Raw genomic sequence first — 13,476 nt, 5'->3', positions numbered from 1 at the left:
CTTTGCTCAGCCTTCTTGCTTCAGGGCTGCCTGTTCCTCGGCCAGCAGCCGGGCCCGCAGGCGGGCGCGCAGCTCCCGGCGGCTGATCTTGCCGGCGGCGGTGGTCTCGAAGGCGTCGACCAGGACGATCTGGTCCGGCACCTTGAAGTCCGCGATGCCGCGCCCGCGCATCCAGGCCTTCAGCGCGGGCGCGCGCGGCCTCTCGCCCTGCGGGATGACGAAGGCGCAGCTCCGTTCGCCGAGGAACTCGTCGGGCACGGAAACCACGGCGGCATCGAAGACATTCGGGTGGGCGAGGAGATGATCCTCGATCTCCTCGGCGGAGATCTTCTCGCCCGCGCGGTTGATGTGGTCCCCCGCGCGGCCCTGCACCACGAGGTATCCCTCCGGCGTGCGGCGCACCACGTCGCCCGTGCGGTAGAAGCCGCCCGGCGTGAAGGAGCGGGCATTGGCCGCGTCGTCGTTGTGGTAGGCGCGGATGGTGTAGGGGCCGCGCGCCAGCAGGTAGCCGGGCTGGCCCTCGGGCACCGGCTCGCCCAGGTCGTCCACGATCAGCACCTCGTCATCCGGGCTGATGGGGCGGCCCTGGGTTTCCAGCACGATCTCCTCGGGGTCGTCGAGGCGGGTGTAGTTCACCAGCCCCTCGGCCATGCCGAAGACCTGCTGCAACTGGCAGGGCAGGGCGTCCCGCACGCGGCGCGCCGCCTCGGGCGTCAGCTTGGCGCCGCCCACCAGCAGCACCTCCAGGCTGGACAGGTCGTGCCGGCCGGAGGCGGCGGCCTGCGCCCAGAGCAGCGCCAGCGGCGGCACCAGCCCGGTGATCGTGACACCCTCCCGCGCGATGAGCGGGAAGGCCGTCTCGGGGCTCGGCGTCGGGCTCAACACCACGCGCGCGCCGGCATGGAGGGCGCCCATGTGCCCCGGCGAACTCATGGGGAAATTGTGCGCGGCGGGCAGGGCGACGAGGAACACGCTCTCTGGCGTGACGCCGCAGATCCCGTTGCTGGCGCGGAAGCTGTAGATGTAGTCGTCATGCGTGCGCGGGATCAGCTTGGAAAGCCCCGTGGTGCCGCCCGAGATCTGCAGGAAGGCGACGCTGGCGGGGTCCGGGTCCGGCGGCAGGGTGGTGCGGTCGCCCTCCAGCGCGGCGAAGGGCGTGAACTCCGCGGCCTCGCCCACGATCACGATGTGGCGCAGGCCCGGCGCGGCCTCGCGCAGCGCGCGGGCGAGGGGGCGGTAGTCGAAGCCGTCCGCGCCACGGTCGGCGGCGATGTAGGCGCTGGCCTCGGCCTTCTCGGTGAAGTGGCGGATCTCGGTCAGGCGGTGGGCGGGCAGGGCATAGACCGGCACCAGCCCGGCCAGGAACAGGCCGAACACGGCGGAGAAGAACTCGGGGATGTTGCCGAGCTGCACCACCACGCGCTCGCCGGGGCGCAGGCCGAGGGCCAGGAAGCCGGCGGCGGCGGCCTCGGCGCGGGCATGAAGCTCCGCATAGGTCCAGCGCTGGTCGCCTCCCACCACGGCCAGGGCGCCCGGCCGCTCGGCGGCGCGCTGGCGCAGGAAGCCGGGAAAGGTCTCGCCGCGCCAATGGCCGGCCGCACGGTAGCGCGCCGCGAATTCGGAGGGCCATTCCTGTCGCAGTGGGATCAAGGCAAGTATCCGTTCTCGGCGGGCCGGCGGAAGGGGAGGGCGCGGGAGGGACCGCTCCCGTTCCAGTCCTCATTGATACTCATTCTCAATAATGCCGCCGGGCTCCGGGGGCAATACGCGCCAGCCTCATGGCAGGGCGGTGCCCTCCGGCATCCGTCCCGCCGCAAGCGCCAGGGCATCGGCCATGGCCTGCGGCACCATGCCGCCATGCCCCTCGCCCTCCACGCGGCGGAAGGCGGCGCGCAGGCCCGGGATTGTGGCCAGGGCCCGGGCCGTTTCCCGCCCGCCCGGCCCGTCCCCGCCCGCGGCGCGGAAGGGGCCGGGACGCGTGATGCCGGCCACCGCGACCAGCACCTCAAGCGGCCGCGACACCCGCCCGCCCGCGGCGCGCAGCCCGCCCAGGAAGGCCGCCTGCTCCTCCAGGATGGACCGCCCGTTCCACCAGATGGACGGATCGGAAAGGGCATAGGCGCGGAACAGCTCCGGGCGCGTGAACAGGACGTGCAGGCCGAAGAGGCCGCCCAGCGAATGGCCGAACAGCGCCTGCCGGCCGGGGTCCACCGGCAGCCGGGCGGCAACGGCCGGGCGCAGCGCCGTCTCGATGAAGGCCAGGAAGCGCCCGCGCCCGCCGGTGGGCGGCGGGTTGTCGCGGCGCGGGCCGAAGGCCTCCGCCGGGGTGGCCGGCGTCAGGTCGAGGAAGCGGCGGTCGAAATCATACTGCGCCTCGGTGGGGTGGCCGATGGCCAGCAGCGCCACGCCGGCGGCGCCCGCCGCCTCCCGCATCCGCCAGGCCAGCGGAAAGAGGGCGTTGCCGTCCAGCACGGTCAGCACCGGGTAGCCCGCGGCGGGCGGCGGCGTGGCGGGGCGGGCGAGCTGGATGCGCCAGGCGGGGCCATCGCCCAGGCCGAGGTCGAAGCGTTCCACCAGCGGGTCCTCGATCACCTCGGCGGGCCGGTTCGGCACGCGCTGCGCCCGGGCGGCGCGGGGCGCCAGAGCGGGGAGGGCGCCGGCCACGCCCAGCCCGCCAATGCCCAGTCCCGCCATGGTCAGCAGGGCGCGGCGGCCGGCCGTCATGCGCCGCCCTCCGCGTCCGCCCCGCCCAGCACATGCGCGACGAGGCTCACCCAGTAGGCGGCACCGAGCGGCAGCAGCGCGTCGTTGAAGTCGTAACGGGGCGTGTGGACATGGTGGAAGCTGCCATCCTCCGCCACGCCATTGCCCACCAGCATGAAGGCGCCGGGGCGCTCCTGGAGCATGTAGGCGAAGTCCTCGCCCGCCGTGATCGGCGGGAAGTCCGTATCCACCTGCCCCTCGCCCACCAGGGCGGCGGCGGCGCGGGCGGCGAGCGCCACCTCCCCGGCCGTGTTCACCAGGGCCGGATAGTCGTGCCGGTATTCCACCGCGGCCGTGCAGCCATGGGCGGTGGCCAGCGACATGGCGAGCTCGCCCAGCCGCCGCCCCATGGTCTCGCGGATCTCGGGGCGGAAGGAGCGGCCGGTGCCGGAAACCCGCGCCTCGGCGGGGATGACGTTGGGCGCCCGCGCATCGCCGGCGGCGATGTGGCCGACGCTCAGCACCCCCGTCTCCCGCGCCGGCAGGTTGCGGCCGATGATGCCTTGCAGGGCACCGATGAAGGCGGCCAGCGGCTGGGTCGGGTCGGTCGCGCGGTGCGGCACGGCGCCATGCCCGCCCGTGCCCCGGAAGGTGACGGACCAGCTGTCCACATTGGCCAGCATCGGCCCCGCGCGCAGGCCGAAGCGGCCGAGCGGCAGCCCCGGCTCGTTGTGCAGGCCGAAGACGGTATCGGCGCGGAAGCGGCGGAACAGCCCCTCCTCCACCATGCGCCGCCCGCCGCCCAGGCCTTCCTCGGCGGGCTGGAAGATGAAGTGGACGGTGCCGGCGAAATCCGGGTTCCGCGCCAGTTCCTCCGCCGCGCCGAGCAGCATGGTGGTGTGGCCGTCATGGCCGCAGGCATGCATCACGCCAGGCGTGGCGGAGGCATAGGGCAGGCCGGTGGCCTCCTGGATCGGCAGGGCGTCCATGTCGGCCCGCAGCGCGATGCTGCGCCCCCCGGGGCGGTGGCCCTTCAGCGTGCCTATCACGCCGGTGCCCGCCAGCCCTTCCTCCACCGCGATGCCACAGGCGCGGAGCCGCTGGGCGACGAGCGCCGCCGTGCGGCGTTCCTCGAAGCCCATCTCGGGGTGGCGGTGCAGGTCGTGGCGGAAGTCGGCGAGATCCTGCTGCCGGGCGGCGAGGCGTTCGATCAGGTGCTGCATGGCGTGAGGCTCCGCCGGAGGGAGGGGAACCGCGCCCCGCGCGGGGGCGCAGCGGGAGGATTGCGCGTTCAGCCGGGTCCCTGGCTGGCGGCCGATGGCGCCGGCCGGGGGCGGGCCCACATGGACAGGGAGACGGCCAGCAGCATCAGGGCCACCAGCAGGTAGGGCAGCGTGTGGCCGAGCATGTAGAGCAGGCTTCCGGCGACGGGGCCGAGCACCATGCCAAGGCCCTGCGCCGCGCCCGCCGCGCCCGCCGCGCCGCCCTGCTCCTGCGGGCCAACGGCATTCGCCGTCATGGCCGAGAAGGCGGGAAAGACCCAGCCCATGCCGGCGGCGGCGACGAAGTAGCAGGCGCCCAGCATCCAGGCCTCGGTCACGAGCGCGACCGAGCCGAAGCCGGCGGCGGCGACCAGCGTGCCGATGCCGATCATCCGCGCCGGCGCGATGCGCAGCCGCGTGGCGAGGGCCTGCGACAGCACGAGGGAGATGCCCACCAGCATCAGCGCCGTGCCGGCGGCCTGCGCCGCGGCGTCCGGCGGCAGGCCCAGATGATCCAGGGCATAGAAGCCGATGGTGACCTGTGCGATCGCCACGCTGAACATGGCGGTGAAGCCGGTGATGAGCGGGTGCCGCAGGCGCGGGTCCCAGAGCGGCAGCGCCTTCCGCGGCGGGCGGGGTTGCGCGGGATGCGCCGGCAGCAGGAGCCAAAGCACCAGCAGCGCGAGCGGCGGCAGCACGGCCGTGAAGATCAGTGGCAGGCTCAGCCCGTGCCGCGCCAGCAACGCGGCCAGCGCCGGGCCGACCACCAGCCCCGCGCCGCTGCCGGTGCCGAGCATCGCCATCGCCGCCGCGCGGCGCTCGGGCGGCACCCGGTCGGCAATCAGGGCGCCGGCGGCGGCGGGAATGGCGGCATAGGTGCCGCCCACCAGGGCGCGCCCGGCGACAAGGCCGATAAAGGCAAGCGTGACCGGCACCTGCCAGCGCAGCGTCGCATCGATCACCAGGCACAGGGCCCAGTAGGAGAGGGTGAAGCCCAGCGCGCCCACCAGCAACACGGCGCGGCGCCCGTGCCGGTCGCTCGCCAGGCCCCAGGGGCGGGCCCCCAGCATCCACATGACGCCCGAGGCGGTGACGGCCATGCCGGCCTGCCAGGGTGCCAGCCCCGCCACCCGGGCGATGGGGCCGATGAGGGCGACAAAGGCCATCATCGCCATGCTGCCGCAGAAGGTGGTGGCCATGAGGGCCAGGAGGACCCTGTCCTTCCGCGGGTCTGGGGCGCCGGTGCCATCGTCACGGGTCATGCTCGGTCCTTGGCGGAAGGAAGGCGGAAGGGGAGAAAAGCAGAATGCGGGGCGCTGATGGCCGGCGGCGGCGTGCCGGAGGGCTCGCGGCGCGGCGCATGCATGCCGCCCGCTGCCCGCCAGTGGCCACAGGGCTGATAATGCGTCCCATTCGCGCTTGGCAAGGGCGGGGGCGGCGGAGGGAGGAGGCAGGAGGGTTCCCCGGCCTCTCCCCCTTCACGGCTGTCTCCCTCGCGCCGGCGCCGCCAGCGCGAGGGGAACGGACTCAGGAGCGCGGACGGATCCGCAGCAGGGTGTCGCCCTCCTCCTGGCGCGCATTGGCGGACTTGTCCACGGCATAGACCGTGCCGTCCGGACCGGCGGAGACGTGGTTGGCCAGCGGCGCCGGGCCCAGAAAGATGCGGCCGCTCCGCGGGTCATGCGAGACGCCGATGGAGCCGCGCGCGCCGGGCACGGGCAGCACCTTCTCCACCTTGTCCGTGCGGGTGTCGATGACGGCCACCTCGTTGGTGGTGTTGCTCACCACGTAGAGGCGGTGCGCCTTGGCGTCCAGCGAGAGGCTGGCGGCGGAGAAGGTGCCGCCGCGCACCCCGGAGGGGATCTCGATACGGTTGGAAACCTCCGGCTTGCCGGTGCCGAACACCACCACCTCCGGCCGGAAGGTGGCGCTGACGAAGGCCTTGCCCGCCTGCGGGTCGATCGCCACGTCGCGCACGTGGTTCACCGTGCCCGGCTCGAACTGGCGCACCAGGGCGAGGTCGGACTGCCGGTACACCGCGACGGTGTTCTGGCGGGAATTCGTCACCCAGACGGTGTCGTTCGCGTCATCCACGCCGATGCCATAGACGGCATAGACGCCGCCATCCGCCGCGGCGCCGCGGCCGGGGGCGGCCTGCGGCGTGACGCGCGCGACCACGGCCAGCGTCTCCGGGTCGAGGCGCAGCAGCTCGGACTGGCGCACCGGCGGGCGGCCCACGGCGGAGGTGACGAACAGCGCCTTGTTCCGCGCGCTGTAGGCGGACTGGTACAGGCCGCGCGCGACCTGCGCCTCCTTGAGCTCGAACCCCTCCTGCCCGGAGAGGGGGATACGGGGCGAGACCTTCAGCGAGGCGATGGTCGCGTTGTAGGGCCCCTGCGCCACCACCACGATCGGGTAGGTGCCGGCCTCGGCCTCGGCCGGGATCGTCATCCGGCCGGAAACCTTGCCCTCGGCGTCGGCCACCAGGGTGCCGCCCGGCAGCGGGGTCGCGCCATAGAGCAGCGTCACCTTCTGCCCGGGGCGGAAGCCCTGCCCGGCCACGGCGACCTCGCCGCCCGCATGGATGGGCCGGCCCTGCTCGGCCGCCGTGAAGCGGAGCTGATGGTTGGCCGCGCGGTCCATGGGTTCGAAGGCGGTCTGGGCCAGGGCGGCGCCCGCGCCGATCAGCAGCGTGCCCGCGACCAGGAGGCCGGGCAGGCGGCGGTGCAACAGGGAGTCGAGACGCGACATGCGGAGTTCCTCAAAGGGATAGGAAGGCGAGGTCTGCCGGCCTTGTGCCGGGGGAGTGTGCCGCCGGTGGGCTGTCAGCGCTGCGCGCAGCGTTCCGGGCGTGCGGATGGGCGGCCCTCCTGGCGCAGGATCGCCCGCCCAGGAACTGCGGGCTGCACCGATGCAGACGGATGAGAGCGCGGGAGGGACAGCGGCGGCGGCGAGATTTTCACCTTTCCGCCCTTGGCCTGGTGGTGGCGCCAGCTCCTGGCGTGCGGTGGCCCAACCTCCCGCGCCGCCAGGAGCCCGTGGCCCTCAGATCGGGCACACCCCGCTGGCGCATTGCAGGTGCGCCCAGTCCACCGCCTCGCGCACCGCGCCGTCGCGGATGTTCTCCACCAGGGCAGCGAAACGGGCGGTGGATACCTCCTCCTCGGGGAGATACTCGTAGCCCAGCTCCGCATCCGGCCGGCTCGGCAGCACGGAGCAGCATCGCACCTGCGGCTGGTGCTCGCGGACGATGGCGCGGAAGGCGTCCAGATCGTGGCGGTCGGTGTAGACCTTCAGCGTGTAGCTGACCTGGTTGCCCCGCTCCGCCCCGATCCAGTTCGCCTCCAGCAGGCGCAGCCAGCGATACTGCTCCTCCGGCGTGGCCTCCGGTGCGGTGACGAGGGCCTCCTCCATGCCCAGGCGCTGCGCCAGTGGCACGGTGGGGAAGCCCACGACGGTCATGCCGGGGAAGCTGCGCAGCGCGCGCAGCGGGTAGCCGCGCGCCGCGTAATCGGCCAGCAGCGGGTCGGAACCGGGAGCCCAGGCCCCCGTGCCGGCCTCGCGCGTGCCCCGGAACTGCACCCAGCGCAGGTATTGCCGGCGCGCGGGGAGATGCGCCCCCTCCGTCAGCCCGAACAGCTTGCTGGTGGTGCCGGCCGGCTTCACCGTCGTCACGGTCGTGGGCGGCGCCATGCCGAGCGTGGCGGAATAGGCCACGGCCTCGTCCTTCGCGGCGGCGGAAAGGCGGCGCAGCATGGCCCAGAAGGGCGCCGCGCGGCGTTCGTCCAGCAGGTCGCGGAAGCCGAGGCCGAAGCGCATCCAGGCCCATTCGTGCAGCCCCGTGGGGCCGATGCCGATGCGGTTGGTGCGCGCCACCTCCTCGCCATAGAGCGCGTCCATCCGGTTGGCGCGGATCAGGAAGCGCACGCCGAGGCGCACCGCGTCCTCCACGCGCCGGTCCCATGGCGCCGCCACATCCCCTGGCGCCGCGCCGGGCCGGAAGCTGCCGAACGCCGCGGGGCAGGCCAGCAGGGGCGCGAAATCGGCGATGACGCAGTAGCCGCCCGTGACATGCAGCGCGATCTCGCCGCACGGGTTGGTGGTGACGGGGAAGCGCGCCCTGGCGGCGCGGCGCGAGGCCTCGGCCAGCAGGCCGGCCGCGGCATCCACCTGGTAGCGGGCGGAGCGGAAGTCGCGGCCATCCTCGTGCACCGGCTTGTTCCAGGCGGCGCCGGTGCGGTGGTCCTCCAGCAGGTCGCCATTGATGAAGCCGGGCTCGCCGTTGATGTAGGCGCAGGCCGTCACCTCGTCGAACACCATGCGCGCCTGGGCGGCCAGCGGATCGCCGGCGCCGCCCTCGCGCAGCAGCCGCCAGAACGCGCGGTCCACCATGACTGAGTGGTTGGCCGTCCACAGCCCGCCCTCCGACTTGGCGCGGATGAAGCGGCGGATGCCCGGGTCGCGCCACGACTTGGTGGCCATGCGGGCGGCGCGGCGGGCGCCGCCCACCTGCACCTCGACCGAGAGGTGGTGGTCCACCAGCAGCGCCTGCTCCCAGGGCTGCAGCGCCTCGCTCTCCGGGTCCCGCCCGCGCGCCGGCTCGATGACGTGGCGGCGGATGTTGATCAGCCCACGCAGCAGCGAGATGGGGCCGGAGGAGGGGCGGCCCTGCATGCCCCTGATCGGGCTGCCGGCGGGGCGAATGGCGGAAAGGTCGATCACCAGGGTGCGGTCGCGCTCGGCGCGGAAGGCCATGGCCTCCAGCACCTCGACCGCCTTGGCCCAGCCCTCGCGGCTGTCCTCCACCCGGTGCAGCACGGCGCCCGCCGGCAGGGCATCGAGCGAGGGCAGCAGCCCCTCGGCCAGGAACCCCCGCACCGTGGCCTCGGCCGTGGCGCCGAACCGCTCGGGCGTGGTGTCCCAGGGCAGCAGGCCCATCTCAATGCCGAAGCGGCAGAGCGACGCGGCGTCGCGCGGATAGTCCGCGTGGTCGGGCGAGAGATACAGCCCGAGGGTCGGTGCCTGGCCCCAGTCGGTGGTGATCAGCGCATCGTCATAGGCGCGGCCGACGCCGGAGCCGTTCAGCAGCAGGTAGAACTCGGCGAAGGAGGTGATGGCCGTGGCGCAATTGGTGAACACCTCCATGTTGCGCCCCGGCTGGGCGGCGTCGCCATGCTGGAGGTGCCGGCCGGAGGTGAGCAGCGCGCCGGTCGCGATGGCGTTGCGCAGCCGCGCGCGCTCCGTCTCCAGCGCCCCGCCCGCGCCGAGGAGGCCGATGTTGCCAGCGGCCACGCGCTCGGCCACCCGGCCGAAATCCTCCCCGTCTTCGGGGCGGAAGACGGTGCGGCGGCCGACGGCCAGGCCCATGCCGCGGTCCAGCGGGCGCGCGGCCAGCGGCGCCTCGCCGAAGCTCCCGCCCGGCATCGGCGCTTCCGGGGGGCGGCCGGTCGGGGCGTGAAGCGGCTGGCTGAATCCATCCATGGGAAAGGCTCCGGAAGGCTGTTCCACGAAGCGCCAAGTTGCGAATCGGTCTCAGGCTCTTCGCTAGATATGGTATGGAGTGGAGCGATCATCCACCAGATCAGGTTGCAGGCTCTCTGCATCGTGGTGCCGGAGAGCGGCAAGAAAGCAACAGCCCGGCAGAGTGTCCTCCGCCGGGCCGTGGCCGTGCCGCCAGGATGACTGCGCCGTCCTCAGCGCAGGGTCGGGTCCAGCCGGTCGCGCAGCCAGTCGCCCAGCAGGCTGACGGACAGGGTGGTGAGCACGATCACCGCCGAGGGGGAAAGCAGGATCCAGGGCGCCCGCGTCAGGTATTCCCGCCCATAGCCCACCATGTTGCCGAGCGAGGTCTGCGGCGGCTGCACGCCAAGGCCCAGGAAGGAGAGGCCGCTTTCCAGCAGGATGATCTCGGGGAAGGCGAGCGTCATCGAGACGATCAGGGTGGAGGCGATGTTGGGCAGCACATGCCGGCCATAGATCCGCCAGGGCGTGGCGCCGAGCTGCCGCACCGCCGCCGCATAGCCTTGCGCGCCCGCGCTGACGGCCAGGCCGCGGGCGATGCGCGCATAGCGTTCCCACCCGTGCAGCCCGAGCAGGCAGACGAACAGGACCAGCGAGTTGCCGAAGAAGGCCAGCACCGAGAGCGCCAGGATCAGGAAGGGCATGGCCGCCTGGAAATCGACCAGCGCCAGCACCGCCTGCTCCACCAGGCCACGGAAATGCGCGGCCAGGAAGCCCATCGTCACGCCGATCACCGCCGAGAGCACCGCCGCGCCGAAGGCGATCAGCAGCGAGATGCGGATGGAGACGATGAGGCGGCTCAGCACGTCCCGCCCCAGCTCGTCCGTGCCCAGCGGGTGGGCCCATGTGCCGCCCATGAAGACGGGCGGGGCCAGCCGGCTGCGCAGGTCGAGCGCGGTGATGGAATAGGGCGTGATCCATTCCGCCAGCAGCGCCACCCCCAGCATCAGCGCGATCCAGAGGAGGGCGAGGGCCACCAGGGGCGGCAGAGGGCTCCGGCGGGGCTTCGGCGGCGCCACGGCCTCGGCCGGGGCGGAGGTGGCATCGAGCGTCGCGTCGGACATCAGGCGGCTCCCCGCGCGCCGTTCCGCAGGCGCGGGTCCAGCACGCCATAAAGCAGGTCCACCACCAGGTTGGCGGTGATCATGGTGGCGGCGACCAGCAGCAGGATGGCCTGCACCACCGCGAGGTCCCGGTTGGCGACCGCCACCACCAGCAGCCGGCCGACGCCGGGCCAGGAGAACACGCTCTCCACCACCACGGCGCCCGCCAGCAGGCTGCCGATCATGAAGCCCACGATGGTCACGGTGGGGATGGCCGCGTTGGGCAGGGCATGGCCGCGCACCGCCACGCGCCAGGGCACGCCCTTGGCCAGCGCCGTGCGCATGTAGGGCTGGCCCAGCACCTCCAGCATGGCGGAGCGTGTGAACCTTGCCAGCACCGCCGCGCCGCCGAGGCCGAGCGTGATGACCGGGAGGATGGCGTGGCGCCAGCTTTCCTGCCCGCCCGAGGGCAGCCAGCCGAGCTGCACGGCGAACAGCAGCACCAGCAGCAGGCCCAGCACGAAGGAGGGCACGGTGAAGCCGGCGACCGCCAGCAGCATCACCGCCCGGTCGGCCAGGGAGTTGCGGTGCAGGGCGGCGTAGATCCCCGCCGGGATGCCGAGGCAGAGCTTGATCAGCAGCGCCGGCACGGTGAGCGCCAGCGTGGCCGGGATACGCTCCCCCACCAGCTCCAGCGCGCCGCGCCCGTCGCGCATGGAGTTGCCGAGGTCGCCATGGAAGATGGCGCCGAAGTAGCGGACATACTGCACCCAGAGCGGGTCATCGAGGCCCCAGGCGCGGCGGAAGGCGGCGACCGCCTCCGGCGGCGCGTCGGCCGACATGATCAGCAGCGCGGGGTCGCCCGACAGGCGCAGCACCACGAAGGCGAAGGTGACCACCAGCACCAGCGTCAGCAGGGAACGCCCGAGGCGCAGGCCGAGGAAACGCAGCATTCAGGCAGCCTTGGCAAGGGTGGGGGCGGGAAGGCCATGGCCGGCCGGGATCTCGCCATGCGCCACATGGCAGGCGACCAGCCGGCCATCGGCGCGTGGCCTCAGGGCGGGAGTGTCCACGGCGCAGCGGGCGCTGGCCACCGGGCAGCGCGGATGGAAGGCGCAGCCCGCCGGCCGCGCCGCCGGGCTGGGCGGGTCGCCCTGCAGCACGATGCGCTGGCCGCGCCGCTGCGGGTGCGGGATGGCCGAGACCAGCGCCTGCGAATAGGGGTGGGCCGGGTCGTGCAGCACGGCGTCCGGCTCGCCTTCCTCGACGATGCGGCCGAGATACATCACCGCCACGCGGTGGCTCATCTGCCGCACGGCGCGCAGGTCGTGGCTGATGAACAGCAGCGCCACGCCGCGCTCCGCCTGTATCTCGGACAGCAGGTTCATCACCTGCGCCTGGATCGAGACGTCGAGCGCGCTGATCGGCTCGTCGCAGACCAGCAGGGCGGGGTCGGTGGCCAGGGCGCGGGCCAGCACGGCGCGCTGCCGCTGGCCGCCCGAAAGCTCGTGCGGGTAGCGCGCCGCGTGGTCGGGCCGCAGCCCGACGCTCCGCAGCAGCGCCGCCACCCGCTCGGGCGAGGAGGACCGGTCATGGATCGCCCATGGCTCGGCCACCTGCGCGCCGATGGTCAGGCGCCGGTCCATCGCACCCAGCGGATCCTGGTAGACCATCTGCATCCGCGCCCGCAGCCGGCGCCACTCGGCGGTGCCGGGGGCGGGGAGGGGCTGGTCCTCGAAGGTGACGCGGCCCTCGTCCGGCGTTTCCAGCCCCAGCACCAGCCGCCCGGTGGTGGACTTGCCGCAGCCGGATTCGCCCACCAGCCCCAGCGTGCGCCCATGCTCCAGGGAAAGGGAGACGCCATCCAGCGCCCGCACCTCGACGGGGCGGCCGAACCAGCCGCGCCGCATGGCGTAGCGGCGGACCAGGCCCTCGGCCTTCAGCAGCGTGCTCATGCGGGCACCATCCGCGGCGCTGGCGAGACCATGGCGGCGGCTCCGGGGTAGAGGCAGGCGGCGCGGTGGGCGGGCGCCACCTCCGCCAGCGGCGGCGGAGCGGCCTCGCAGGCCGTGCCGCGGCGCGGGCAGCGCGGGGCGAAGGCGCAGCCGCGCGGCATGGCCCAGGGCTCCGGCACGCCGCCGGGGATCGCGGCGAGCGGCCGGCGCGGCCCCTCCATCGGCGGCAGCGCCGCCATCAGGCCGCGCGCGTAAGGGTGCGCCGGGCTCGCGAACAGCCTTTCCGCCGTCGTCTCCTCGACGACGCGGCCGGCATACATGACGCAGACCCGCTCGCAGGTCTCGGCCACGACGCCGAGGTCGTGGCTGACCAGCACCAGCGCCATGCCGGTGTCGCGCCGGATCTCCGCCAGCAGCTCCAGGATCTGCGCCTGGATGGTGACGTCGAGCGCCGTGGTCGGCTCGTCGGCCACCAGCAGCTCGGGCCGGCCGGCCAGCGCCATGGCGATCATCACGCGCTGGTTCTGGCCGCCCGAGAGCTCGTGCGGATAGGCATCGAGCCGCCGGCGCGCATCCGGCATGCCCACCTGGTCGAGCAGCCGGCGCGCCTCCTCGCGCGCGGCGGCGCCATGGAGGCCCCTGTGCAGCCGCAGCGCCTCGGCGATCTGGCGGCCGATGCGATGGACGGGGTTCAGGCTGCTCGCCGGATCCTGGAAGATCATGGCGACGCGGCCGCCACGGACGCGGTCCAGCGTGGCGGCGGGGGCACCGATCAGCTCGGTGCCCTCCAGGGTCACGCTGCCGGAAACCCTCGCCTTGCCCGGCAGCAGGCCGAGCGCCGCCAGCCAGGTGACCGACTTGCCGCAGCCGGATTCGCCCACCAGCGCCACGGCCTCGCCCCGCCCGATGGCGAGATCGACGCCGCGCAGCGCCGGCAGCCCGTCGAAGCTGACGGCGAGGCCGCGGATCTCGACGAGGGCTCCCGCCATGCCC

General features: G+C 73.7%; 10 protein-coding genes. All 10 read right to left on the bottom strand.

Annotated features, from left to right (window positions below):
- Positions 1-6: 6 nt before the first annotated feature.
- A complete protein-coding gene (locus tag CR162_RS08770) occupies positions 7-1,650 on the bottom strand; it encodes a (2,3-dihydroxybenzoyl)adenylate synthase (protein WP_099095168.1) in 1,644 nt (547 codons plus the stop codon).
- Positions 1,651-1,776: 126 nt separating this feature from the next.
- Positions 1,777-2,724, bottom strand: a complete 948-nt coding sequence (locus tag CR162_RS08765) for an alpha/beta hydrolase (RefSeq protein WP_218014861.1) — start codon at positions 2,722-2,724, stop codon at positions 1,777-1,779.
- Complete coding sequence (locus tag CR162_RS08760) at positions 2,721-3,926, bottom strand: M20 aminoacylase family protein (RefSeq protein ID WP_099095275.1); 1,206 nt, start codon at positions 3,924-3,926, stop codon at positions 2,721-2,723. The genes CR162_RS08765 and CR162_RS08760 overlap by 4 nt, the downstream gene beginning before the upstream one ends.
- A gap of 68 nt (positions 3,927-3,994) precedes the next feature.
- Positions 3,995-5,227 carry an MFS transporter gene (locus CR162_RS08755; protein WP_099095167.1) on the bottom strand — a complete coding sequence of 411 codons (1,233 nt, stop codon included), beginning with the start codon at positions 5,225-5,227 and terminating at the stop codon, positions 3,995-3,997.
- A 265-nt stretch (positions 5,228-5,492) separates the two neighbouring features.
- Positions 5,493-6,716, bottom strand: a complete 1,224-nt coding sequence (locus CR162_RS08750; RefSeq protein WP_099095166.1) for a YncE family protein — start codon at positions 6,714-6,716, stop codon at positions 5,493-5,495.
- 294 nt (positions 6,717-7,010) lie between these two features.
- Positions 7,011-9,389, bottom strand: a complete 2,379-nt coding sequence (locus CR162_RS08745; RefSeq protein WP_099095165.1) for a recombinase — start codon at positions 9,387-9,389, stop codon at positions 7,011-7,013.
- A 269-nt stretch (positions 9,390-9,658) separates the two neighbouring features.
- Positions 9,659-10,549 carry an ABC transporter permease gene (locus tag CR162_RS08740; protein ID WP_176559784.1) on the bottom strand — a complete coding sequence of 297 codons (891 nt, stop codon included), beginning with the start codon at positions 10,547-10,549 and terminating at the stop codon, positions 9,659-9,661.
- Positions 10,549-11,481: an ABC transporter permease gene (locus tag CR162_RS08735; RefSeq protein ID WP_099095164.1), complete on the bottom strand. Its 933-nt coding sequence runs from the start codon at positions 11,479-11,481 to the stop codon at positions 10,549-10,551. The genes CR162_RS08740 and CR162_RS08735 overlap by 1 nt, the downstream gene beginning before the upstream one ends.
- A complete protein-coding gene (locus CR162_RS08730; RefSeq protein ID WP_099095163.1) occupies positions 11,482-12,483 on the bottom strand; it encodes an ABC transporter ATP-binding protein in 1,002 nt (333 codons plus the stop codon). It abuts the gene before it with no gap.
- On the bottom strand, positions 12,480-13,472 hold the full coding sequence (locus CR162_RS08725; RefSeq protein ID WP_099095162.1) for an ABC transporter ATP-binding protein: 993 nt from the start codon (positions 13,470-13,472) through the stop codon (positions 12,480-12,482). The genes CR162_RS08730 and CR162_RS08725 overlap by 4 nt, the downstream gene beginning before the upstream one ends.
- Between the last annotated feature and the right edge of the window lie 4 nt (positions 13,473-13,476).

This window comes from Teichococcus rhizosphaerae (assembly GCF_002631185.1).
Lineage (GTDB): Bacteria > Pseudomonadota > Alphaproteobacteria > Acetobacterales > Acetobacteraceae > Pseudoroseomonas > Pseudoroseomonas rhizosphaerae.
Note: the sequence above shows the minus strand (reverse complement) of the source record. Positions and strands in the feature narration are given on the sequence as shown.